Origin of the sequence: Pseudomonas sp. ADAK21 (genome assembly GCF_012935735.1) — a bacterium.
Classification (GTDB): Bacteria; Pseudomonadota; Gammaproteobacteria; order Pseudomonadales; family Pseudomonadaceae; genus Aquipseudomonas; species Aquipseudomonas proteolytica.
Genome location: NZ_CP052857.1, coordinates 2944400 through 2966963 on the forward strand (window position 1 = coordinate 2944400; position 22564 = coordinate 2966963).

General features: G+C 61.8%; 25 protein-coding genes. 20 read left to right on the forward strand and 5 right to left on the reverse strand.

Annotated features, from left to right (window positions below):
• Positions 1–13 precede the first annotated feature (13 nt).
• From mpl to HKK57_RS13320, 3 genes are read left to right on the forward strand one after another with little or no spacing between them, the layout of a single operon-like run.
• The gene (gene mpl / locus HKK57_RS13310) at positions 14–1363 is read left to right on the forward strand and encodes a UDP-N-acetylmuramate:L-alanyl-gamma-D-glutamyl-meso-diaminopimelate ligase (protein WP_133714658.1); all 1350 of its coding nucleotides are present in this window, start codon (positions 14–16) and stop codon (positions 1361–1363) included.
• Complete coding sequence (gene ubiX, locus HKK57_RS13315) at positions 1360–1989, forward strand: flavin prenyltransferase UbiX (protein ID WP_029292276.1); 630 nt, start codon at positions 1360–1362, stop codon at positions 1987–1989. Before mpl ends, ubiX begins: the two co-directional genes overlap by 4 nt.
• Entirely contained in the window at positions 1982–2266 is a 285-nt protein-coding gene (locus HKK57_RS13320; protein WP_029292275.1) for a YceK/YidQ family lipoprotein, read from the forward strand. Before ubiX ends, HKK57_RS13320 begins: the two co-directional genes overlap by 8 nt.
• Before the next feature lie 88 nt (positions 2267–2354).
• On the opposite strand, the gene HKK57_RS13325 is transcribed toward HKK57_RS13320, so the two are convergent.
• The 3 genes from HKK57_RS13325 to HKK57_RS13335 all read right to left on the reverse strand — a co-directional run bounded on the left by HKK57_RS13325 (position 2355) and on the right by HKK57_RS13335 (position 5337).
• A complete protein-coding gene (locus HKK57_RS13325) occupies positions 2355–2996 on the reverse strand; it encodes an oxidoreductase (RefSeq protein ID WP_029292274.1) in 642 nt (213 codons plus the stop codon).
• A gap of 28 nt (positions 2997–3024) precedes the next feature.
• On the reverse strand, positions 3025–4743 hold the full coding sequence (locus HKK57_RS13330; protein WP_169390272.1) for a C13 family peptidase: 1719 nt from the start codon (positions 4741–4743) through the stop codon (positions 3025–3027).
• Positions 4744–4881: 138 nt separating this feature from the next.
• Positions 4882–5337, reverse strand: a complete 456-nt coding sequence (locus HKK57_RS13335) for a MaoC family dehydratase (protein ID WP_070995635.1) — start codon at positions 5335–5337, stop codon at positions 4882–4884.
• 281 nt (positions 5338–5618) lie between these two features.
• On the opposite strand from HKK57_RS13335, the gene HKK57_RS13340 reads away from it, so the two are divergent.
• The 4 genes from HKK57_RS13340 (at position 5619) to HKK57_RS13355 (ending at position 7620) form a co-directional block, all read left to right on the forward strand.
• Entirely contained in the window at positions 5619–5981 is a 363-nt protein-coding gene (locus tag HKK57_RS13340; RefSeq protein WP_029292271.1) for a CidA/LrgA family protein, read from the forward strand.
• Positions 5978–6694, forward strand: a complete 717-nt coding sequence (locus tag HKK57_RS13345) for an LrgB family protein (RefSeq protein WP_029292270.1) — start codon at positions 5978–5980, stop codon at positions 6692–6694. The genes HKK57_RS13340 and HKK57_RS13345 overlap by 4 nt, the downstream gene beginning before the upstream one ends.
• Positions 6695–6715: 21 nt before the next feature.
• Entirely contained in the window at positions 6716–7306 is a 591-nt protein-coding gene (locus HKK57_RS13350) for an LON peptidase substrate-binding domain-containing protein (RefSeq protein ID WP_070995636.1), read from the forward strand.
• A gap of 107 nt (positions 7307–7413) precedes the next feature.
• Positions 7414–7620, forward strand: a complete 207-nt coding sequence (locus HKK57_RS13355) for a hypothetical protein (RefSeq protein WP_029292268.1) — start codon at positions 7414–7416, stop codon at positions 7618–7620.
• A gap of 1 nt (position 7621) precedes the next feature.
• On the opposite strand, the gene HKK57_RS13360 is transcribed toward HKK57_RS13355, so the two are convergent.
• Positions 7622–8938 carry a bifunctional DedA family/phosphatase PAP2 family protein gene (locus tag HKK57_RS13360; protein WP_029292267.1) on the reverse strand — a complete coding sequence of 439 codons (1317 nt, stop codon included), beginning with the start codon at positions 8936–8938 and terminating at the stop codon, positions 7622–7624.
• A gap of 204 nt (positions 8939–9142) precedes the next feature.
• The gene (locus HKK57_RS13365) at positions 9143–9826 is read right to left on the reverse strand and encodes a DNA-3-methyladenine glycosylase (protein ID WP_169390273.1); all 684 of its coding nucleotides are present in this window, start codon (positions 9824–9826) and stop codon (positions 9143–9145) included.
• A gap of 177 nt (positions 9827–10003) precedes the next feature.
• Between HKK57_RS13365 and HKK57_RS13370 the strand changes: the two genes are divergently transcribed.
• The 13 genes from HKK57_RS13370 to HKK57_RS13430 all read left to right on the forward strand — a co-directional run bounded on the left by HKK57_RS13370 (position 10004) and on the right by HKK57_RS13430 (position 22486).
• Positions 10004–11269, forward strand: a complete 1266-nt coding sequence (locus tag HKK57_RS13370) for a glutamate-5-semialdehyde dehydrogenase (protein WP_169390274.1) — start codon at positions 10004–10006, stop codon at positions 11267–11269.
• Positions 11269–11913 carry a nicotinate-nucleotide adenylyltransferase gene (gene nadD, locus HKK57_RS13375; RefSeq protein WP_029292264.1) on the forward strand — a complete coding sequence of 215 codons (645 nt, stop codon included), beginning with the start codon at positions 11269–11271 and terminating at the stop codon, positions 11911–11913. Before HKK57_RS13370 ends, nadD begins: the two co-directional genes overlap by 1 nt.
• 70 nt (positions 11914–11983) lie before the next feature.
• The gene (rsfS, locus tag HKK57_RS13380) at positions 11984–12478 is read left to right on the forward strand and encodes a ribosome silencing factor (RefSeq protein WP_032861691.1); all 495 of its coding nucleotides are present in this window, start codon (positions 11984–11986) and stop codon (positions 12476–12478) included.
• Between the two features lie 9 nt (positions 12479–12487).
• Positions 12488–12955 (forward strand): 23S rRNA (pseudouridine(1915)-N(3))-methyltransferase RlmH, encoded by a 468-nt coding sequence (gene rlmH, locus HKK57_RS13385; RefSeq protein ID WP_029292262.1) that lies wholly within the window; start codon positions 12488–12490, stop codon positions 12953–12955.
• A gap of 15 nt (positions 12956–12970) precedes the next feature.
• On the forward strand, positions 12971–14866 hold the full coding sequence (mrdA, locus tag HKK57_RS13390) for a penicillin-binding protein 2 (protein ID WP_029292261.1): 1896 nt from the start codon (positions 12971–12973) through the stop codon (positions 14864–14866).
• A gap of 31 nt (positions 14867–14897) precedes the next feature.
• Complete coding sequence (rodA, locus tag HKK57_RS13395) at positions 14898–16001, forward strand: rod shape-determining protein RodA (protein WP_050492738.1); 1104 nt, start codon at positions 14898–14900, stop codon at positions 15999–16001.
• A gap of 17 nt (positions 16002–16018) precedes the next feature.
• Positions 16019–17029, forward strand: a complete 1011-nt coding sequence (gene mltB, locus HKK57_RS13400; protein WP_029292259.1) for a lytic murein transglycosylase B — start codon at positions 16019–16021, stop codon at positions 17027–17029.
• Positions 17029–18024, forward strand: coding sequence for a septal ring lytic transglycosylase RlpA family protein (locus HKK57_RS13405; RefSeq protein ID WP_029292258.1), 996 nt, complete (start codon positions 17029–17031; stop codon positions 18022–18024). The genes mltB and HKK57_RS13405 overlap by 1 nt, the downstream gene beginning before the upstream one ends.
• 183 nt (positions 18025–18207) lie before the next feature.
• Positions 18208–19365 carry a D-alanyl-D-alanine carboxypeptidase family protein gene (locus HKK57_RS13410; protein ID WP_029292257.1) on the forward strand — a complete coding sequence of 386 codons (1158 nt, stop codon included), beginning with the start codon at positions 18208–18210 and terminating at the stop codon, positions 19363–19365.
• Positions 19366–19450: 85 nt separating this feature from the next.
• On the forward strand, positions 19451–19726 hold the full coding sequence (locus HKK57_RS13415; protein WP_169390275.1) for a DUF493 domain-containing protein: 276 nt from the start codon (positions 19451–19453) through the stop codon (positions 19724–19726).
• On the forward strand, positions 19726–20373 hold the full coding sequence (gene lipB / locus HKK57_RS13420) for a lipoyl(octanoyl) transferase LipB (protein ID WP_029292255.1): 648 nt from the start codon (positions 19726–19728) through the stop codon (positions 20371–20373). The genes HKK57_RS13415 and lipB overlap by 1 nt, the downstream gene beginning before the upstream one ends.
• Before the next feature lie 25 nt (positions 20374–20398).
• On the forward strand, positions 20399–21400 hold the full coding sequence (gene lipA, locus HKK57_RS13425; protein WP_166647861.1) for a lipoyl synthase: 1002 nt from the start codon (positions 20399–20401) through the stop codon (positions 21398–21400).
• A gap of 153 nt (positions 21401–21553) precedes the next feature.
• On the forward strand, positions 21554–22486 hold the full coding sequence (locus HKK57_RS13430; protein WP_169390276.1) for a S66 peptidase family protein: 933 nt from the start codon (positions 21554–21556) through the stop codon (positions 22484–22486).
• Positions 22487–22564: the final 78 nt, after the last annotated feature.

A 22564-nucleotide genomic window follows, 5' to 3' on the forward strand; every position in this document is an offset into this window, starting at 1 on the left:
TACGAGGTCCACTATGCACATTCATATTCTCGGTATTTGCGGCACCTTCATGGGCTCAATGGCTGTCCTGGCCAAAGAGCTGGGCCATCACGTCACGGGCTCCGACGCCAACGTCTATCCGCCCATGAGCACGCAATTGCAGGCCCAGGGCATTGAATTGACCCAGGGCTACGATCCGGCGCAATTTGACCCGGCCCCAGACCTGGTGGTGATCGGCAATGCCATGTCCCGTGGCAACCCCGCCGTGGAATACGTGCTCAACAAAGGTTTGCCCTATGTCTCCGGCCCGCAATGGTTGGCCGATCATGTGCTGCAAGGGCGCTGGGTGCTGGCGGTTGCCGGTACGCACGGCAAGACCACCACCAGCAGCATGCTGGCCTGGGTCCTGGAGCACGCGGGCATGAGCCCTGGCTTCCTGATTGGCGGCGTACCGCAGAACTTTTCGGTGTCGGCACGCCTGGGTGATACCCCGTTCTTTGTGATCGAGGCCGATGAATACGACAGTGCCTTCTTCGATAAACGCTCCAAGTTCGTTCACTACCGTCCGCGCACGGCGATCCTGAACAACCTGGAGTTCGATCACGCAGACATCTTCCCCGACCTGCCGGCTATCGAGCGGCAGTTCCATCACTTGGTGCGCACCATCCCAAGCGAAGGCCTGGTGATCCATCCGACCACCGAGCCGGCCTTGCAGCGGGTGATCGACATGGGCTGCTGGACGCCAGTGCAAACCACCGGCGCGGGCGGGCAGTGGCAGGTCAAGTTGCTGCGCGAGGACGGGTCCCGGTTCGAAGTGCTGTTCGAGGGCGAGCCCCAAGGCATCGTCGACTGGGACATGACCGGCCAGCACAACGTCGCCAACGCCTTGGTCACTCTCGCGGCGGCGCGTCATGTCGGTGTGGTGCCGGCCATGGGCATTGCCGCGTTGAGTGCGTTCAAGAGCGTCAAGCGGCGCATGGAAAAGGTTGCCGAAGTGAATGGGATTACCATCTACGACGACTTTGCCCACCACCCTACGGCGATTGCCACCACCCTCGACGGCCTGCGCAAGCGCGTTGGCGATGCGCCGGTGATCGCGATCATCGAGCCGCGTTCCAACTCCATGAAACTCGGTGCACACCGCGACGGCCTGCCGGAAAGCGTCAACGATGCCGACCAGGTTGTGTGGTACGCGCCGGCCAACCTGGGCTGGGACTTGGCGGCCGTTGCCAAACTCTGCAGCGTGCCGTCGATTGTCAGCGATTCCCTGGAAGGCATCATTGAGCGGGTCAAGAGCCAGGCCAAACCGGGGACCCACGTGGTGATCATGAGCAATGGCGGCTTCGGCGGCTTGCACGGCAAACTGGCCGAGGCGCTGCAATGAGCGGCCCGGAGCGCATTACCCTGGCGATGACCGGCGCGTCCGGCGCGCCTTATGGGTTGCGTTTGCTCGATTGCCTGGTGCGTGAAGACCGCGAGGTGCATTTCCTGATTTCCAAGGCCGCGCAATTGGTGATGGCCACCGAGACTGACGTCTCGCTGCCGCCCAAGGTGCAGATGATGCAGGCCTTCCTCACCGAATACACCGGTGCGGCGGCAGGGCAGATCAAGGTCTATGGCAAGGAAGACTGGATGTCACCGGTGGCCTCCGGCTCCGGTGCGCCTGCGGCGATGGTGGTGGTGCCATGCTCCACCGGCACGTTGTCGGCGATCGCCTCCGGCGCTTGCAATAACTTGATCGAGCGCGCGGCGGACGTGACCTTGAAGGAGCGCCGCCAGTTGATCCTGGTGCCGCGCGAGGCGCCTTACTCGAGCATTCACCTGGAGCATATGCTCAAGCTGTCGAATATGGGCGTGACCATCCTGCCGGCATCGCCGGGCTTCTATCATCAGCCGCAGACCATCGATGACCTGGTGGATTTCGTGGTGGCGCGGATTCTCAACCTGCTGAATATCCCCCAGGACATGTTGCCGCGTTGGGGTGAGCATCATTTGAGCAGTGATGAATAAATTCTTGTTGATGGTGCTGGCACTGCAACTGATGGGCTGCGCCACCGCGCGCACCCTGGATGCGGCCAAACCCGGCGCGCCAGTGGTGTATGCGGGGACGCGCCTGGACTTGTATGCGATGCAGGGTGGTTGTTGCGCCATGGACCGCTTTGGCGCCGAAGCGCCGAGCTATCCGGGCCTTGATCTGCCGGCCAGTGCGTTGCTCGACACACTGCTGTTGCCGCTGTCGGCGTTGACGGTATTGGGGGTTGGGTTCAATGCGACGGGTGGGTTGTAACGCTGAGCCAAGGTGTAACACCGACCTGAAATGTGGAAGCGAGCAAGCCCGCTCCCACATTGGGCCGGTGCAAAACCGTTGAGCAGACTCACTTGCCGAGCTTGCGCAACTCGTCCGACTCAACAATCCGCACTCCATCCTGCTCTTCCAGCGCCAGGCGCCACATGGCCCGGGCCAGTTCACACACTTCAATGCCGCGATATTTGCCGGGAATCAGCCGCGACAGCGGCCCCGCGAGCTTTTCCGCGAGCCGGGTCTCCAGCCGTTCGCCCAGCAGCAGCGAAGGCCTCACGATGGTCAACTGCGGCCAGTCCTGGGCCTGTAACGCCTGCTCCATTTCCCCTTTGACCCGGTTGTAGAACACCGAGGACTTTGGATCGGCGGCAATGGCGCTGATCACAATCAGGTGCCGTGCGCCCATCTCCCGTGCGCGCTTGCCGAACGCTACCACCAGGTCCAGGTCGATCGCGCGAAAGGCTTCCTCCGAGCCGGCCTTTTTCAAGGTGGTGCCCAGGCAGCAGAAGGCCAGGTCGACCCGGCCGCTCAGTTGTGGCAGCAATACGTTGGGATCGCCGACCGGGTTTTCCAGGTGCGGGTGTTCGGCCAGCGGGCGGCGGCTGGGCGCCAATACGCGGGTGACGGTGGGCTCGTTGAGCAGGCGGTCCAGCAGATGTTCCCCGGTCAAGCCCGAGGCTCCGGCAAGCAATATATGCTGAGGCGTCAAGTACATGGTATTTCCCCCTTGATACAGTTTCAGCTTAGTTGCTCTTTGCTTCCTTGCTATTGATAGAGACGCTTTCCAGCGCCTTTCGTGCCTGCTGTTTGCGTAATAATTGCCAGCGGGCGATGACGCTCTTGGGGGCCCAGATCTGTGGTTCGGAGGCTTCGAAGTTGTCAGCCATTTCGCGTTCGGTCACATGCCGTTGGGCCAGCTTGAAGGCATGTTGCAAATCGTCGGTCTGGGTCAGGGCCTGGGCGAACAAGGCATCGCCAAAGTAGGTGAAGTCGGCTTCTTCCGAGCAGCCAAACGACACACGATCGGCGCGCGAGGCGGTCATGATCAGGGTGTGATCATCCTTGAGCGCCGGGATAAACCCACCGGAATAGCAGGCTGAAATCACGATGACCTTGTCGCGGCTTTTCAGCGGCGCCATCACCGCCGCCAGTTCGTCGCTCGGCAGGTCGGCCAGCTCCATGCGGGGTTGGTCGAGCACCAGTTGGTGTTCGTGGGTGCCATGGCTGGTCAGGTAGATAAACACCAGGTCTTCGGGGCCGGTGCGCTCGGCCAGGGTCTGCACGGCACGGCGCAGGCTTTCGCGGGTTGCCATCGGGCGGTCGGCGATGTGGTCGCGATGGTTGACCAGGCGGATCTGCCCGCGGGCGCCGAAACGGCTGGCCAGCAGGTTGCTGACATAGTCTGCCTCGCGCAGGAATACGCTTTGCTTGCCGTCGCCGGCCACCACCAGGGTGTACAGCTCGACCGCCGGGGTCGACGCCGGCACGGCGGCAAGGGCGTTATCGAGCAAACGGCCCTGGGCCAGTACCCCGACTTCCAGGGTATCGGGCAACAGCTTGCCGTCGGCATCGCGTACGCGCAGGCCATTGGCCCAGGTCCCGGCCTGTACCGTGCCATCGGTGAGCACCAGGGTGCCTTGCCCGTGATAGCTGTCGTTGTCGAAGCCACCGATGTAGAAACTGCCATCGCTGAGGTTCAGGCGCCCTTCACCGGTGAAGCGCCAATCACTGAATTGCCCGATGTAATGGCTGCCATCCACACCGGTCAGTTCGCCTTTGCCGCTGAGGGCGCCTTCGCGGAACTCGCCGGTCCACACATCGCCGTCGGCGTTTTCGTAGCGGCCCTTGCCGTTGAGTTGGTTCTGCTTGAAGTGGCCGATGTACATGTCGCCTTCGGCACTGTTGAAGGTGCCGTTGCCTTCCAGTTGGCCATTGACGAAGTGACCGCTGAACTGGTTGCCGCTGTCGTCGTTGCGCTGGCCTTCACCGTTGGGTTTGCCGTGGGCGAACAGCCCCTGGTATTGGCTGCCGTCCGCCAACTCCAGGCGGCCGAGGCCGGAATACTGGTCGTCCTTGAATTCGCCGCGATAGGTCATCTGCCCCTCTCGGAGGGTGCCTTCGCCGTTGCGCCGGCCTTGCTTGAAGCCGCCGATATAGGTGTTGGCTGCGGTGGTCAGGGTGCCCTGGCCATCGAACAGACCTTGCTGGAACTGACCTTTATAGACTTCGCCATTGCTGCCGTGCCATTCGCCCTGGCCATGCCACTGGCCCTTGTCGAATTGCCCGGCGTACCAACTGCCGTTGGGGTAGTCCACCCGGCCCTGGCCTTGCAACAGCCCATCGACCACATCCCCGCGATAACGCCCGCCGTCCGGCAGCCGTGCGTCGGGCGGCAACAGGGGTTCGCCGTCGCCGCAAGCGGTGAGCAACAAGGCCAGAGCAAGGGGAGCGATTGGGCGCATAGCGGGATCCGGATAATTGAGCGCCGAGTATGCCGCAGCGGGGGAAGCTATACCTAGTGGTCTGTGTGCTAATACAGACTTGTCGGCGATGGCGCGACTGCTGGCGCTATCGCCGGCAAGCCGGCTCCTACAGATGTATCAGACGAAGCACAGTGACAATGATTCGGCGATGTAGGCGGGTTTTTCCTGGCCCTCGATTTCCAAGGTGCAGGTGGCCTTGAGCAGCCACTGCCCCGGCTTTTTCTCGGTGGCGTCGGTGAGGGTCACTGCCAGGCGCACCTTGGAGTTGACCTTCACCGGCTGGATAAAGCGCACGCTGTCCAGGCCGTAGTTGACTGCCATCTTCAGGCCCTCGGGCATGATCAGGATGTCTTCGATCAACTTGGGGATCAGCGACAGCGACAGGAAGCCATGGGCAATGGTGCTGCCAAATGGGGTCTGGGCAGCTTTGACCGGATCGACGTGGATGAACTGAAAATCGCCGGTCGCTTCTGCGAACAGGTTGATACGCTCCTGGTCGATGGTGAGCCATGCGGAACGTCCCAGTTCCTTGCCGACATATTCATTGAGTTGCGCTACAGGTACGAAAGGCATTGCGACTCTCCTTGGTTCATCAATCTATTCCCTTGTAGGAGCGAGCTTGCTCGCGAAAAACCCAATGTCACCGCGTACTGCCTGGGTGCACCCGTTATCGTCGACGGCTTTCGCGAGCAAGCTCGTTCCTACAGGGGGTTATTGTTTTAGGTGGATTCCCGAGAACCAATGTAGATCATCATGGGCAAATGGCCCGGTCAACCCACCATGCTTTTGGCGAATGCCTGTTCATAGGAGCGGCGTGCTTATAATGCCCACGGGCTTTTGGGGGGAGAAAACCCATGCTGTTACGCGGTCTGACTTGGCTGGTGTTGTTTCAATTGCTGGGCACGGCGATCAATCACTTGTTCCTGCCGATCTTGCCGGGGCCGATTGTCGGCCTGCTGTTGCTGCTGGCGTATCTGGTGTGGCGCGGCGAGGTCGGTGAACCGCTGAGCCTGGCGGCCAGCAGCCTGCTGCGTTACCTGCCACTGCTGCTGGTGCCGCCAGCGGTGGGGGTGATGGTATATGCCAAGGACATTGCCGCCGATTTCTGGGCCATCGTCGGGGCGTTGGTCCTGTCGTTGGTAATCGCCATGGGCGTTGTTGGTGTGATGATGCAAAAACTGGTCAAGCGCCAGGCGCGGCGGGAGGAGGGGCAATGACCTTCGATTGGCAGGGCGCGTGGGCGGCGGTGATCCACCATCCCTTGTTTGGTATCGGCATCACGTTGGGCGCCTATCAACTGGTACTGGCGGGGTTTGAGAAAACCCGCTGGATCTTCCTGCAGCCGGTACTGGTCTCGATGTTGCTGGTGATCGGCGTGCTGCTGGGGTGCGGGTTGACCTATGTCGAGTACCGCAAAAGCACCGAGATCATGAGCATCCTGCTGGGCCCGGCCACCGTGGCGCTGGCGGTGCCGCTGTATTTGAACCTGCGGCGGATCCGCCAGTTGTTCTGGCCGATTTTTACTACGCTGATGGTGGGCGGGGTGTTTGCCACCGGCCTGTGTGTGTGGCTCGGCTGGTGGTTTGGTGCCGAACATATGGTGCTGATGACCATGGCGCCCAAGTCCGTGACCTCGCCCATCGCCATGCTGGTGGCCGAGCAGATCGGCGGCGTCGCGGCGTTGGCGGCGGTGTTCGTGCTGATCACCGGGGTGATCGGTGCGATGATCGGGCCGGCTTTCCTGTCTCGCCTGGGGGTGCACAGCCCTGAGGCACGGGGCATGGCCCTGGGCATGACCGCCCACGCGGTCGGCACCTCGGTGGCCTTGCAGGAAAGCGAAGAGTGCGGGGCCTTTGCCGCTCTGGCGATGAGTTTGATGGGCGTGGCCACGGCAGTGTTCCTGCCACTGGCCGTGTCTTTGGTGATTTAAATCGGGTTTAAGGAACGCTTTATGAGTCTGGCGCTGTTCCCTCTCAATACGGTGCTGTTTCCAGGCTGCACCCTCGACCTGCAACTGTTCGAGGCGCGCTACCTGGACATGATCGGCCGCTGCATGAAAAAGGGCGAAGGCTTTGGTGTGGTCTGCATCCTTGATGGCCAGGAAGTCGGCCTGGCGCCCGACGGCTATGCAGTGATTGGTTGCGAAGCGCTGATTCGTGATTTCAAGCAGCAGGACAATGGCTTGCTGGGGATTCGGGTCGAGGGTGGGCGCAGGTTTCGGGTACGCGAGGCGGATGTGCAGCGCGATCAACTGTTGGTAGCAGATGTCGAGTGGCTGGAAGACCTCCCCGAGCGCCCGTTGGACGAGGAGGATGCTGATTTGTTGGCGCTGCTTGAGGCCCTGGCGGAGCACCCGATGGTCGCCTCGTTGGACATGGGCGCCGATGCGCAGGGGCAGCAGGTGTTGGGCAACCGCCTGGCCTACTTGTTGCCGTTCACCGATGCAGACAAGATCAAGTTGCTGCAACTCGACGATCCCCAGCAGCGTCTGGATGCGATCCAATTGCTGCTGGATGAGTTGCAGGGTGAACTGTTTCCCTGAGCCGGGTTGTCTCGGATTGATCCGCGCAAGGTTCGGATTTTTCTTCGATGCCAGGTGCCCATCGCCTGAAATAGTGGAGCTTCAGCCACTACTATCAGGGAATGAACATGATTCGATTGCCGCCATCGGAGCAGCCGATCTGGGATGCTTTTTTTGTCAGTGTGACCGCGCAATTGATTCAGCAGGCTGGCGATCGTGGCCCGGAGTACATTGCCGAGCGGGCTGCCGAAATCGCCGATGAGATGTTGTTCGAACGCCGGGAGCGCTGTGCTGAGCGGCGTAGCACTCCCGTGGACTGGGTCGGTCCTGCCTAGATCAGTAGGCGTAGCGCAGCAAAGCGTGGGAGGTCCCGGTCAGGGCAAAGAACCCCAGAACCGCCACGCATCCCGGCACGATCAGCCACCAGACCTTTGGCGCCATGGGCGGTAGCGAGCTCTGGCGCTGGCTCAGCGTTAGGCTGAAGGCGCAAACCGTCATTGCCAGTAAGGTGCCAGCCAGGATATCGCTCGGCCAGTGCGCCCCCAGGTACACCCTTGACAGTGCAATGGCGGCGGCCGGGATCGCCCCCAGCAGCAGCCAGGCCAGACGCATGCGAATCGGTTGGCCGCGACCGGCCAGCACCGCCAACGCGAGGAAGAACGCAAACGAGCCCGAGGCGTGACCGCTGGGCATGCTGAAGCTGGTCAGTGGGTCGACGAGGATTTCTGGTCGACCACGGGCAAAGAACAGCTTGCTCCCGGTATTGATCAGCGCGGCGCCCAGCAGTGTGGCGCCGACAAAGATCCCCTGGCGCCATTGCCGAGCCAGGAACAGCAGGCCGGTCAGCACGGCGCTGGCGACGAACATCTTCTTGAACTCACCCAACTGCGTGATCATCACCATGACTCGGTCCATGGTTGGGCTGCGATGCTCCTGGACCAGGGCCATCAATCCCTGGTCAAAGTGGTTCAGGTACGGATAACCGATAAACATCGCAATCAACAAGGCCAGGCTGGCGCAGCCCACCCACAGTGTGGCGCGGCGGTGGCCGCGAAGGGTGCTGTTGAGGGCGATACCGAACAACACGGCCAGGCAGGCGGCAACCACCCCAGCCTCAGGCCAGAACCCTTCGGGCAGCGGCAGGCGGAACGCTGCACCTGCGGCCCAGCCAGGCAACAGGTAGGCGACCGACCAGCCGGCGGCGGCCAGCACGCTGACGGCAGCAAAGCGCGGGAATGGCATGTCGCACATCCCGGCGACCATGGGCAGCATGGGGCGCAGTGGGCCAATGAAGCGTCCTACCAGCAGGCTGACGATGCCGTACTTCTGAAAGTAGGCCTCGGCCCCGTCCATCCATTCGGGATGATGACGCAGGCCGGGCAGGCGCCGGATGTTCTGGTGGAAATGCCGACCCAGGTAGTAGGAAATCCCATCGCCCAGCAGCCCGCCGAGCAAGCCCAGCAGCAAGGTCTCGCCCAGGGACAGCGCGCCGCTGCCGGCCAGTGCGGCAATGGCGAACAGCAGCACCGTACCCGGCACGATAATCCCGGCGATGGCCAGGCATTCCACAAAGGCGACGATAAACACCGCTGCCGCCAGCCATTGCGGATTGAGGGTCAGCCAGCCGGTAATGCCATCGAGCCATGGGCCCATACAATCACTCCATCAATGAACCGCTGCCTGGAATGCGCTTCTCAAAACACCGGCGACCCTTGTAGGAGCTGGCTTGCCAGCGATAGCGTCGTGACAGCGACAATAATGTCGCCTGACTCACCGCAATCGCTGGCAAGCCAGCTCCTACAGGGCATCGGCTGTGTTGCAGATGCCATTTCCAGCAGAAACGGTTGTTTCAGATATTCAAATCAAAACGTAATCGCGGCCTTCGACCTGGCCGCGTCGCAACGGGTTCCGCGTGCAATAGGGTGCGAGGTCAGCATCGACGAAGCGATACATCAGGTGTTCATCGCGCCCGCCGGGAATGCCCAGGCGGGTGGTCTGGATAATTTGCGTGGGCGCCAGGCCCACATCCTCCACGTAGAGCAGCGCCTGGTCGAAGCGCTTGGCGTCCCACATCGGCACTTTCAAACCCAGGGCCTTGCACAGCAACGTCTGCCCGGCGCAGAGCTTGTGGGCCGGGCGCGGGCGGCCGCTGGCGTCGGGATTGTTCAACAGCATCTGCGCCAGGCTTGCAGGCCCTGAAACCTCATCCACCCACGGGTAGGCCGACTTGATCAGCACGGCATTGCCCGGCCCCTGGGCGCTGAAGTTCAGGGAGTCGCCACCACGGGCGTAGTACATATAGATGTGGCCGCCATCCAGAAACAAAGCCTTACGCTTTTCTGTGTAGCCGAGGGACGCATGGCTGCCTTTTTCGGCCAGGTAATAGGCTTCGGTTTCAATAATTCGCGCCGACAGCCACACATCGCCGACACGATGACGGATGACTTTGCCCAGCAAATCTTTCGCGAGCGTTTGTGCGTCGCGGTCGAAAAACCCATCAGGCAGGGGCTTGGCGGGGTACTTGGGGGGTGAGCTGGACATAACGAAGGGCGGTTGCGCAGGCCAAATGTGACAGGATGATATCAACTCCAGGCTTAATCACCGCTGAACGTCGAGTTTTTACAGTTCATTTCGACCATCCGCCCCTCACCGCTGTCCGTAGGACGGCGCGACAGCTATAATCTGCCGCTTTCCTCTTTGCCAAGACCCCACCAGACCATGACTGAGTCCGTTCTTGACTACATGACCCGCCTGGGTCGCGCTGCCCGTCAGGCCTCGCGGTTGATCGCCCGTGCGAGCACCGCGCAGAAGAACCGTGCCCTGCTGGCTGCCGCCGATGCTCTGGATGCCTCGCGCTCCGAGTTGACCGCCGCCAACGAGTTGGACCTGGCCAACGGCCGGGCCAATGGTCTGGAACCGGCATTGCTGGATCGCCTGGCGCTGACGCCGGCACGTATCGACGACATGATCGAAGGGCTGCGCCAGGTGGCCAAGCTGCCTGACCCCATCGGCGAAATCCGCGACATGCGCTACCTGCCGTCAGGCATCCAGGTTGGCAAGATGCGCGTGCCCCTGGGCGTGATCGGCATCATCTATGAGTCGCGCCCGAACGTGACCATCGACGCCGCTAGCCTGTGCCTGAAGTCCGGTAACGCCACCATCCTGCGTGGCGGCTCAGAGGCCATCAACTCCAACCGCGCGATCGCCGCCTGCATCCAGCAGGGCCTGGCCGTGGCAGAGTTGCCGGCCGAAGTGGTGCAAGTGGTGGAAACCACCGACCGCGCGGCCGTGGGCGCGTTGATCACCATGCCTGAGTTTGTCGACGTGATCGTGCCGCGCGGTGGCAAGAGCCTGATCGAGCGCGTCAGCCGTGATGCCAAGGTGCCAGTGATCAAGCACCTGGATGGCGTCTGCCACGTCTTTATTGATGTGGCGGCCGATCTCGACAAGGCGATCCGCATTGCCGATAACGCCAAGACCCATCGCTATGCGCCGTGCAACACCATGGAAACCCTGTTGGTCCATGCCGGTATTGCCGAGCGCGTGTTGCCGCCTCTGGCTGCGATCTACCGTGACAAGGGCGTGGAACTGCGGGGTTGCGAGCGTACCCGGGCGCTGTTGGGCAACGATGTGATCGAGGCGACCGAGCAGGATTGGTACACCGAATACACCGCGCCGATCCTGTCGATTCGGATCGTCGACGATCTGGACCAGGCCATCGAGCACATCAACACCTACGGCTCCAAGCATACTGACGCCATTGTTTCCGAGCATTTCAGCGATGCCCGGCGTTTCCTTAACGAAGTGGACTCCGCTTCGGTGATGATCAACGCCTCGACACGCTTTGCCGACGGCTTCGAGTATGGCCTGGGGGCGGAGATCGGGATTTCCACCGATAAGCTGCATGCCCGTGGGCCGGTTGGCCTGGAAGGCCTGACCAGCGAGAAGTACGTGGTGTTTGGTGACGGTCATGTGCGCACTTGATGGGTAAACGCATCGGGCTGTTCGGCGGTACCTTCGACCCCGTGCACATCGGCCATTTGCGCAGTGCCCTGGAAGTGGCGGATACCCTCGGGCTGCAAGAGCTGCGGCTGATCCCCAACGCCAGGCCGCCGCACCGGGACACGCCGCAAGTCAGCGCGCAGGAGCGCCTGGCGATGGTGCAGTGTGCGGTGGCCGGCATTGCCCCGTTGGTGGTGGACGACCGCGAACTCAAGCGCGATAAACCGTCCTACACTATCGACACCCTGGAACAGACGCGGGCCGAGTTGGCCGCCGATGACCAGTTGTTTCTGCTTTTGGGCTGGGACGCATTTTGCGGACTGCCCACTTGGCATCGCTGGGAAGAGTTGCTCCAGCATTGCCACATCCTGGTTTTGCAACGCCCGGATGCCGACAGCGAACCGCCGGATGCCTTGCGCAACCTGCTGGCAGCGCGGTCGGTAAGTGACCCACAGGCCCTGACCGGGCCGAGCGGGAATATTGCATTCGTCTGGCAGACCCCGCTTGCGGTGTCCGCCACCCAGATCCGTCAACTGCTGGCCAGCGGTAAGTCGGTACGTTTCCTGGTGCCTGACGCGGTCCTGGCCTACATCGATGCGCACGGGCTTTACCGTGCGTCGAACTGAAAAGGCGCGCTTGAAGGCACGAATAATCGTGTATTGAAGCGCCCGAACTATTGAGCAAAACGAGTTTTATATGACGAACAAAGACGTAAGCAAAGTTAAGCGCAAAGGCACGTTCAAGAGCGCACCGTTGCCGGTGGAAGCCCTGTTGGTCCCGGCTCCTGAGGGTGAAGCGCTGGTAGCGCTGGCCGTCGCGGCCCTGGAAGACGTGAAGGCCCAGGACATTCAGGTCCTGGACGTGCGTGACAAGCAAAGCATCACCGACTTCATGATCATCGCCACCGGTACCTCCAACCGCCAGATCGGCGCGATGCTGGACAAGGTTCGCGAAGCCGTCAAAGCCCAGGGCGTCAAGCCATTGGGTGAAGAAGGCAAGGGCGACAGCGACTGGGTGCTGGCTGACCTGGACACCGTGATCGTACACATGATGACCAGCAACGCTCGTCAGTTCTACGACCTGGAGCGTCTGTGGAAAGGCGCCGAGCAGAGCCGTGCCGCCGATGGCAAGCACCACAGCCCGGAAGTCGGTCACGCGCACTTCGACAAGCTCAACAAAGACCAGGAATAAGGAACGGCTGTGCGCCTGCGTCTGATTGCTGTCGGTTCACGCATGCCCAAGTGGGTGGAAGAAGGCTGGCATGAGTATGCCAAGCGTCTGCCATCCGAGCTTGCGCTGGAACTGGTGGAAATACCGCTCAACACCCGGGGCAAGAACGCCGACGTGGCGCGCTTTATCCGTCAGGAAGGCGAGGCGATGCTGGCCAAGGTCGGTGCCAACGAGCGCATCGTCACCCTTGAGGTGCACGGCAAGCCCTGGAGCACCGAGCAGTTGGCGGTGGAGCTGGATCGTTGGCGCCTGGATTCGCGTACGGTCAACTTCATGGTCGGCGGCCCCGAGGGGCTGGCGCCGGAAGTCTGCGCGCGGGCCGATCAGCGCTGGTCGCTGTCGCCCCTGACGTTGCCCCATCCGCTGGTGCGGATCCTGATCGGTGAACAGCTGTATCGCGCCTGGACAGTTCTGTCCGGGCACCCTTACCACAAATAGTCTGCGCCCTGCCTGATGACCCAGCCGATCCGCATCAAGGACCACGAGAAAGACGCACGCCTTGTACGCGCGCGGGTGATCTTTGGCGCTATCGCGGTGGTGGCGTTGATGTGCGTGTTGATCGCCCGTCTGTATTACCTGCAGGTGATTCAGTACGAGTATCACTCCACGTTGTCGGAAAACAACCGGGTGCATGTGCAACCGATTCCGCCGACCCGTGGCCTGATTTTCGACCGCAATGGCGTGGTGATCGCCGATAACCGACCCAGTTTCAGCCTGAGCATGACCCGCGAACGCTCCGGTGATTGGCCGCAGGTCCTCGATGTGATCGTCGAGGTGCTGCAACTGACCCCGGAAGACCGTGTGATCTTCGAAAAACGCATGAAACAGGGGCGCCGCCCGTTCGAACCGGTGCCGATCCTGTTTGAGCTGACCGAAGAACAGATCGCCAGGATTGCGGTGAACCAGTTCCGCCTGCCGGGTGTGGAAGTGGTGGCGCAGTTGGTGCGCCACTACCCGCAAGGGGCGCACTTTGCCCACTCGGTCGGTTACATGGGGCGGATCAACGAGAAAGAGCTGAAAACCCTCGACCCGGTCAATTACAGCGGTACGCACCATATCGGCAAAACCGGTATCGAGCGTTTCTACGAGCCGCAGTTGCACGGCCAGGTGGGTTACGAGGAAGTCGAGACCAACGCCCGCGGCCGCGTGCTACGGGTGCTCAAGCGGACCGACCCGATTCCCGGCAAGGACATTGTCCTGAGCCTGGATATCAAGCTGCAGGAGGCTGCTGAAATGGCCCTTGGCGGGCGTCGTGGCGCGGTGGTGGCGCTGGATCCGAACACGGGCGAGGTGCTGGCGATGGTCAGCCAGCCGAGTTTCGACCCCAACCTGTTCGTGACCGGGATCAGCTTCAAGGCCTATGCCGAATTGCGCGACTCCATTGACCGGCCACTGTTCAACCGGGTGCTGCGCGGTCTGTATCCGCCGGGCTCGACCATCAAGCCGGCGGTGGCGATTGCCGGCCTGGACGCGGGCGTGGTCACCGCTTCCAGCCGAGTCTACGATCCGGGCTATTACATGTTGCCCAACTACGATCACAAGTACCGTAACTGGAACCGCACCGGCGACGGCTATGTGGACCTGGACACGGCGATCATGCGTTCCAACGACACCTACTTCTATGACCTGGCCCATAAGCTGGGGATTGATCGTTTGTCGACCTACATGGGCAAGTTCGGCCTGGGTCAGAAAGTATCCCTGGACATGTTTGAAGAATCCCCGGGCCTGATGCCTTCCCGGGAGTGGAAGCGCGCCACCCGTCGCCAGGCCTGGTTCCCGGGCGAGACCCTGATCCTGGGGATCGGCCAGGGCTACATGCAGGCCACCCCCTTGCAACTGGCCCAGGCCACGGCGCTGGTGGCCAGCAAGGGCAAGTGGATTCGCCCGCACCTGGCCAAGACCATCGAGGGTGAAAAGCCGGTGGATGAAAACCCGATTGCGGACATCATCCTGCGCGACCCGTCCGACTGGACCAAGGTCAACCACGGTATGCAGCAAGTCATGCACGGTGCCCGGGGCACGGCGCGCAAGGCCGCCGCTGGCGCGCAGTACCGGATTGCCGGCAAGAGCGGTACCGCCCAGGTGGTGGCAATCAAGCAGGGCGAGAAGTACGACCGCTCCAAGGTCCAGGAACGCCATCGCGACCACGCCTTGTTCGTCGGTTTTGCCCCGGCCGACAACCCGAAGATCACCGTGGCGGTGATGGTCGAGAACGGCGAGTCCGGTTCCGGCGTGGCCGCCCCGGTGGTGCGCCAGATCATGGACGCCTGGTTGCTGGACCAGGACGGCAAGCTCAGGCCTGAGTTTGCCAACCCTTCAAGCGCGGAGGCTACGGCCCGTGAAGAGTAATTTTGACCGCATTCTCTCCAGTGAGGATGTGATGCGTCGCCGCGCCACCTTGTTGCAGCGCATGCACATTGATGGCCCCTTGCTGATCCTGCTGCTGACCCTGGCGGCCGGCAGCCTGTTCGTGCTGTATTCGGCCAGTGGCAAGAACTGGGATCTGTTGATCAAGCAGGCGTCGTCGTTTGGTCTGGGCCTGTTGTCGATGGTCGTGATCGCCCAGCTGGAGCCGCGCTTCATGGCGCGCTGGGTGCCGCTGGGCTACGTCGCCGGCGTACTGTTGCTGGTGGTGGTGGACGTCATGGGGCATAACGCCATGGGCGCCACCCGCTGGATCAATATCCCCGGGGTGATTCGCTTCCAGCCGTCGGAATTCATGAAGATCCTGATGCCGGCCACGATCGCCTGGTACCTGGCCAAGCGCACCTTGCCGCCGCAGCTCAAGCATGTGGGGATAAGCCTGATCCTGATCGGCATTCCTTTCATCCTGATTGTGCGCCAGCCGGACCTCGGCACCGGCCTGCTGATCCTCGCCGGCGGTGCGTTCGTGCTGTTCATGGGCGGCCTGCGCTGGCGCTGGATCGTCAGCGTGCTGGTGGCGGCCGTGCCGGTGGCTGTCGCCATGTGGTTCTTTTTCATGCATGACTATCAGAAACAGCGGGTCCTGACCTTCCTCGATCCCGAGAGCGATCCGCTGGGCACCGGCTGGAATATCATCCAGTCCAAGGCCGCGATCGGTTCCGGCGGTGTGTTTGGCAAGGGCTGGTTGCTGGGCACCCAGTCCCACCTGGACTTCCTGCCGGAAAGCCACACCGACTTTATTATTGCGGTGATGGGCGAGGAGTTCGGCCTGGTGGGCATCTGCGCACTGCTGCTGATCTACTTGTTGTTGATCGGGCGTGGCCTGGTGATTACCGCGCAAGCGCAGACGTTGTTCGGCAAATTGCTCGCCGGTGCGCTGACAATGACTTTTTTTGTTTACGTTTTCGTCAACATCGGTATGGTCAGTGGCCTGCTGCCGGTGGTTGGGGTGCCGTTGCCGTTCATTAGCTACGGCGGAACTTCGCTGGTGACATTACTGTCAGCGTTTGGGGTTTTGATGTCGATCCATACCCATCGCAAGTGGATCGCACAGGTTTGAATAAGGTGAAGATGTCAATGCAAGCAATGCGCGGCTGGGCTGCTCGATACGCGTCCTGTCTGGGCCTGTTGGGCGCCTTTGGCGCTTCGCCGCCCGCCCTGGCCGGCGATTACGACGGCTCGCCCCAGGTCGCCGAATTTGTCGGTGAGATGACCCGTGACTATGGTTTCGCCGGCGAACAACTGATGGGCGTATTCCGCGAGGCGCAGCGCAAGCAGTCGATCCTCGACGCGATCTCCCGGCCCGCCGAGCGCGTCAAGCAGTGGAAGGAATATCGTCCGATGTTCCTGACTGACGCCCGCGTGGCCAGGGGCGTGGATTTCTGGCGGCAGCACGAGGCCGTGCTGGCCCGCGCCGAGCAGGAATATGGCGTGCCGGCCCAGGTGATCGTGTCGATCATCGGCGTTGAAACCTTTTACGGGCGCAATACCGGCAGTTACCGGGTGATCGACGCCTTGTCGACCCTGGGCTTCGATTACCCGCCCCGTGCCGAGTTTTTCCGCAAGGAACTGCGTGAGTTCCTGCTGTTGGCCCGCGAGGAGCAGGTCGACCCGTTGACCCTCAAAGGCTCCTACGCCGGCGCCATGGGCCTGCCACAGTTCATGCCCAGCAGCTTTCGCGCCTACGCCGTGGATTTTGACGGTGATGGCCATATCAATATCTGGAGCAATCCCGATGATGCCATTGGCAGCGTTGCCAGTTACTTCAAGCGTCATGGCTGGGTAGGTGGCGAACCGGTGGTGATCCGTGCGGACGTCACGGGCGATCGCGCCGATGAGGGCCTGACCCAGGGCATCGAGCCGGTGAAAACCGTCGGGGAGTTGCGGGCGCTGGGCTGGTCAAGTCATGATGCGCTGCGCGATGATATGCCGGTTACCGCCTTCCGCCTGGAAGGTGCAGACGGCCCGGAATATTGGATGGGCCTGAAGAATTTTTACGCAATCACGCGTTATAACCGCAGTGTGATGTACGCCATGGCCGTGCATCAGCTGTCAGACATGCTGGTTCAAGCACGGGGCGTCAAGTAATGCGGGTATCGCCGATCAATAAACCGCTCAAGCTGGTGGCGCTGGCCGCATTGTCCTTGCTGGTTGTCAGTTGCTCCACCAGCCGAGCGCCGGTGCAGAAGGCCGGTGGCCCGGTAGTCCGCGCGCAGCCGGGGCTGGACATCAACCGTGCCCACAAGGACGGCGCGCCGTGGTGGGACGTCGACGTCTCGCGTATCCCGGATGCCACGCCGACCCTGCATACCGGCAACTACAAAGCCAACCCCTACACGGTGCTGGGCAAGACCTACTTCCCGCTGCAAGAGTCCAAGAACTACGTGCAGTCGGGCACGGCGTCCTGGTACGGCACCAAGTTCCACGGCCAGAACACCGCCAACGGCGAGGTGTATGACCTGTACGGCATGAGCGCGGCGCACAAGACCCTGCCGCTGCCTGCCTATGTGCGCGTGACCAACCTGGACAACAACCGCACGGTGATCCTGCGGGTCAACGACCGTGGGCCGTTCTATTCCGACCGAATCATCGACTTGTCCTACGCCGCCGCGAAAAAACTCGGCTATGCCGAAACCGGCACGGCGCGGGTCAAGGTCGAAGGCATCGACCCTGCCCAGTATTGGGCGCAGCGCGGCAAGCCGGCGCCATTGATGCTCAACGAGCCACAAAGCGCGCAACCGCAGATCACCGCCTCGGCGGGCAAGGTCGAGCAGTGGACGCCGCCGCCCCAGCAACACGCCGCGCCAGTCGTGGCCGTGCCACAGGCGGCGCCGGGTAGTGCGGCGGGCGGGCAATACCTGCAAGTCGGCGCTTTCGCCAACCCGGATGCGGCAGAACTGTTAAGGTCCAAGCTCAGCGGGATGGTCAGCGCGCCGGTGTTTATCAGCTCCATCGTGCGTAACCAGCAGACCCTGCACCGTGTACGCCTGGGCCCCATCGGCTCGGCGGGCGAGATTGCCCAGGTGCAGAACAGCGTGCGACTGGCCAACCTGGGTCAGCCCAGCGTGGTCAGCGCCGAATAAGCAGTAGCGGATCTAGGGTGCTGGTGCGCTTGCGTGCCGGGGCCCTGGTTGCAGGCTCGTCGAATAATAAAAACCCGAAGGCAAGGGTTGAGCTGGCAACTGAATACGCGACAGCCTGGCAACGGGTTGTCTGAATAGTTTTGCCCGCGAGGGCAAGTTTCCATAAGCAATTTCGAGAGACGGATGAACATCACCACCTTAGCCAAACGCCTGTGCCTGCTTGTCCCGCTGATCATCGCGCCCGCTGCCTGGGCCGTCGAAATGATGCCAGCGCCACCGCAACTGGCTGCCAAGTCCTACGTGCTCATGGATGCCGCCAGCGGCAACGTGCTGGTCGAAAACAATGGTGACCAGCGCCTGCCGCCGGCCAGCCTGACCAAACTGATGACCGCCTACATCGCGACCCTGGAAATCCGTCGTGGCCAGATCGGTGAAAACGATCCGGTGACCGTCAGCGAAAACGCCTGGCGTACCGGCGGTTCGCGGATGTTCATCAAGGTCGGCTCCCAGGTGACTGTCAGCGACCTGCTGCACGGCATCATCATCCAGTCCGGTAACGACGCCAGCGTCGCCCTGGCCGAGCACATTGCCGGCAGCGAAGATGCATTCGCCGACATGATGAACAAAACCGTGACTGACCTGGGCATGACCAACAGCCACTTCATGAACCCGACCGGCCTGCCGAACCCAGACCACTACTCGTCGGCCCATGACATGGCGATCCTGGCGCGCGCGATCATTCGTGTCGACCCGGTGCACTACGCCATCTACTCCCAGAAAGAGTTCTTCTGGAACAACATCAAGCAGCCTAACCGCAACCTGCTGCTGTGGCGTGACAAGACTGTGGATGGCCTGAAAACCGGCCACACCGACGAAGCCGGCTACTGCATGGTGTCCTCGGCTGTACGTGATGGCCAGCGCTTGATCGCCGTAGTGTTCGGCACCAACAGCGAGCAGGCTCGTGCGGCTGAAACCCAGAAGCTGCTGACCTACGGTTTCCGCTTCTTCGAAACCCAGACCTTCTACCAGAAGGGCGCTGAACTGGCCCAGGCTCCGGTCTGGAAAGGCACCGAGCGTCAAGTCAAGGCTGGCCTGGCTGATGACCTGACCCTGACCATGCCTAAAGGCCAGCTGAAGAAACTGGCTGCCAGCATGACCATGAACCCACAACTGACCGCGCCTATCGCCAAGGGCGATGTGATCGGTAAAGTCGAAGTGAAGCTGGACGACAAAGTCGTACACAGCGCCGATCTGATCGCGCTCGACGCCGTTGAGGAAGGTGGTATCTTCCGCCGCGTGTGGGATAGCATCCGTCTATTCTTCTACGGCTTGTTCAACTGATTGTGTGCACCCGCAAAGCCCCGCGTTGATCCGACGCGGGGCTTTGCCCGTCGCCACGGCTTACCGCTTACGAGGCCGTTACGCCATGACCGATAAAGAAGTAGAGGCGCCAAAGATCGAATTCCCAGTGACGGATTATCCCGTCAAGGTGATCAGCGATACCGGTGTGGGCAACAAAGACAAGATCCTTGAAATCATGCGTAAACACGCAACGATCAACGACAACCGTGTGGATGAGCGTTTGAGCACCAACGGTAAGTACACCACGATCCAGTTGCACATCGTTGCAACCGGTCAAGACCAGCTCTACGACATCAACAGCGAATTGCGAGCCACCGGTTTCGTACATATGGTGTTGTGATGTCCCAGGTCCTGGGCTTTCGCGAGCTCGGCCAGATGGCTTACGAGCCCGTATGGCACGCCATGCAGCGCTTCACCAACGAGCGCGGCACTTCGGCTCCTGATGAAATCTGGCTGGTGGAACACCCGCCGGTGTTCACCCAGGGCCAGGCTGGCAAGGCCGAACATCTACTACTTCCGGGTGATATTCCGGTGGTGCAGGTCGACCGAGGTGGCCAAGTGACTTACCATGGGCCCGGGCAACTGGTGGCCTATCTGCTGCTGGATGTGCGCAAGCTGGGTTATGGCGTGCGCGAGCTGGTCAGTCGCATGGAAAACTGCCTGATCGAACTCTTGGCCAGCTACGGCGTAACGGCAGCGGCCAAGCCCGATGCACCCGGTGTGTATGTCGACGGCGCGAAAATCGCTTCCCTGGGCCTGCGCATCCGCCATGGTTGTTCCTTTCATGGCCTGGCCCTGAACGTGGACATGGACCTGGCGCCGTTTCGCCGGATCAATCCCTGTGGTTACGCCGGTTTGGCCATGACCCAGTTGAGCGATCACGCAACACCCATAGAATTTGCCGAGGTTAGTGCCCGGCTGCGCGCGCAGCTCGTCAAACACCTCGACTATGCTGAGCAGACGACCCTGACGGGCGGAATCGACTGATATGACTACTGATGTTGTGCAAACCATGATCCCGACGCTGGACATTACCGACCGTCCGGCCCCGGCTCCGCGTGCCAAGGTGGAAGCCGGCGTCAAGCTGCGCGGCGCCGAGAAGGTTGCACGCATCCCGGTGAAGATCATTCCGACCACCGAACTGCCGAAAAAGCCCGACTGGATCCGCGTCCGCATCCCGGTTTCGCCGGAAGTCGACCGTATCAAGGCGCTGCTGCGTAAACACAAGCTGCACAGCGTGTGTGAAGAAGCCTCCTGCCCGAACCTGGGTGAGTGCTTCTCCGGTGGCACCGCCACCTTCATGATCATGGGTGATATCTGCACCCGTCGTTGCCCGTTCTGCGACGTTGGCCATGGCCGGCCGAAGCCACTGGACGTCAACGAGCCAGAAAGCCTGGCCATCGCCATTGCCGACCTGAAGCTCAAGTACGTGGTCATCACCTCGGTAGACCGCGACGACCTGCGTGACGGCGGTGCCCAGCACTTTGCCGACTGCATTCGCGAAATCCGCAAGCTGTCGCCAAACGTGATGCTTGAGACCCTGGTCCCGGACTACCGCGGCCGTATGGATGTCGCCCTGGAAATCACCGCTGCCGAGCCGCCAGATGTGTTCAACCACAACCTGGAAACCGTGCCACGCCTGTACAAGGCTGCGCGCCCGGGTTCGGACTATCAGTGGTCGTTGACCCTGCTGCAGAAATTCAAGCAGATGATGCCGCACATCCCGACCAAGTCCGGCCTGATGCTGGGCCTGGGCGAAACCGACGATGAAGTGATCGAAGTCATGAAGCGCATGCGCGAGCATGACATCGACATGCTGACCCTCGGCCAGTACCTGCAGCCATCGCGTAGCCACTTGCCGGTACAGCGCTTCGTGCACCCGGACACCTTTGCCTGGTTTGCCGAAGAAGGCTACAAGATGGGCTTCAAGAACGTCGCGTCGGGCCCGTTGGTGCGTTCGTCGTACCACGCCGACGAGCAGGCCAAGCTGGTCAAGGCGAGCCTGGTTTCGTAAGCCGCACCGCAATCAATGTGGAATGCGGGCTTGTGTGGGAGCGGGCTTGCCCGCGATAGCATCACCTCGGTGCAACTGATATACCGAGGCGCCTGCATCGCGAGCAAGCCCGCTCCCACATTGGGTTCTGCGCTACAGATAGGGAGAACATGGATGACCGCTCAAGCGAGTGCCGTCGTACCCGCGTTGCGAGTTGAAGGCACTATCGGCCTGATCGCCCCCGCCGGCCCTGCCGCGCTGGATGTGGAAAAGGCCGGGCAATGGATGCGTACCCGTGGCTACGAGTTGCGGATCTTCTCGGGGGTGTACGAGCGCGACGGCTACCTGGCCGGCAGCGATAAAGTACGCCTGCGCGACCTGCATGCAGCCTTCGCCGACCCCGATATCGACGCCATCTTCTGCCTGCGCGGTGGCTACGGCACTCCACGTTTGCTCGACGGCGTGGATTTCGCCCTGCTGGCCGCCAACCCCAAGCCCTTCGTCGGCTACAGCGATATCACCGCGCTGCACTTGGCGATCAGCCGCTACGCCGGTTTTGTGACCTTCCACGGCCCGATGCTCAATGCCGACCTGCTCGGTGACAAGCAACAACCCACCGAATCATCGCTGTTCAGCCTGCTGCGTGGGCAACTGGGGGCTGGCAGTGTGCTGGCGCACCCGGTGGCCTACCCGTTGACCACCGTTGAGCCAGGCATCGCCAGTGGGCGCCTGCTGGGGGGCAACCTGTCAATGATCGCGGCCGTGATGGGCACGCCGTTCGAAATCGATGCCGAGGGCATCATCCTGTTTATCGAGGACGTCAACGAACCGATCTACCGTATCGACCGCCTACTGACGCATTTGCGCCTGGCGGGCAAGTTGGCGCAGGTTCGCGGTGTGCTGGTGGGGGATGTAGCGGGGGTAGATAGCGCGGCGCTGGGCAGGCTGCTGAAACAGACGTTCGCATCGTTATGCATCCCGGTCCTGTCCGGATGGCGCAGCGGTCATTGCGACCCGAACCTGACCTTGCCGATGGGCGCCTTGGTGCGCCTGGATGCGGGGGAACAGCGGTTGGTGCTGGAGCAGGATGTGGTGCTCAAACCTTGAGTATTTAGTCGTCTGTCAGGCCGTTATCGCCAGCAAGCCCGCATTTGCCCCTGTGGGAGCGGGCTTGCTCGCGAAGGC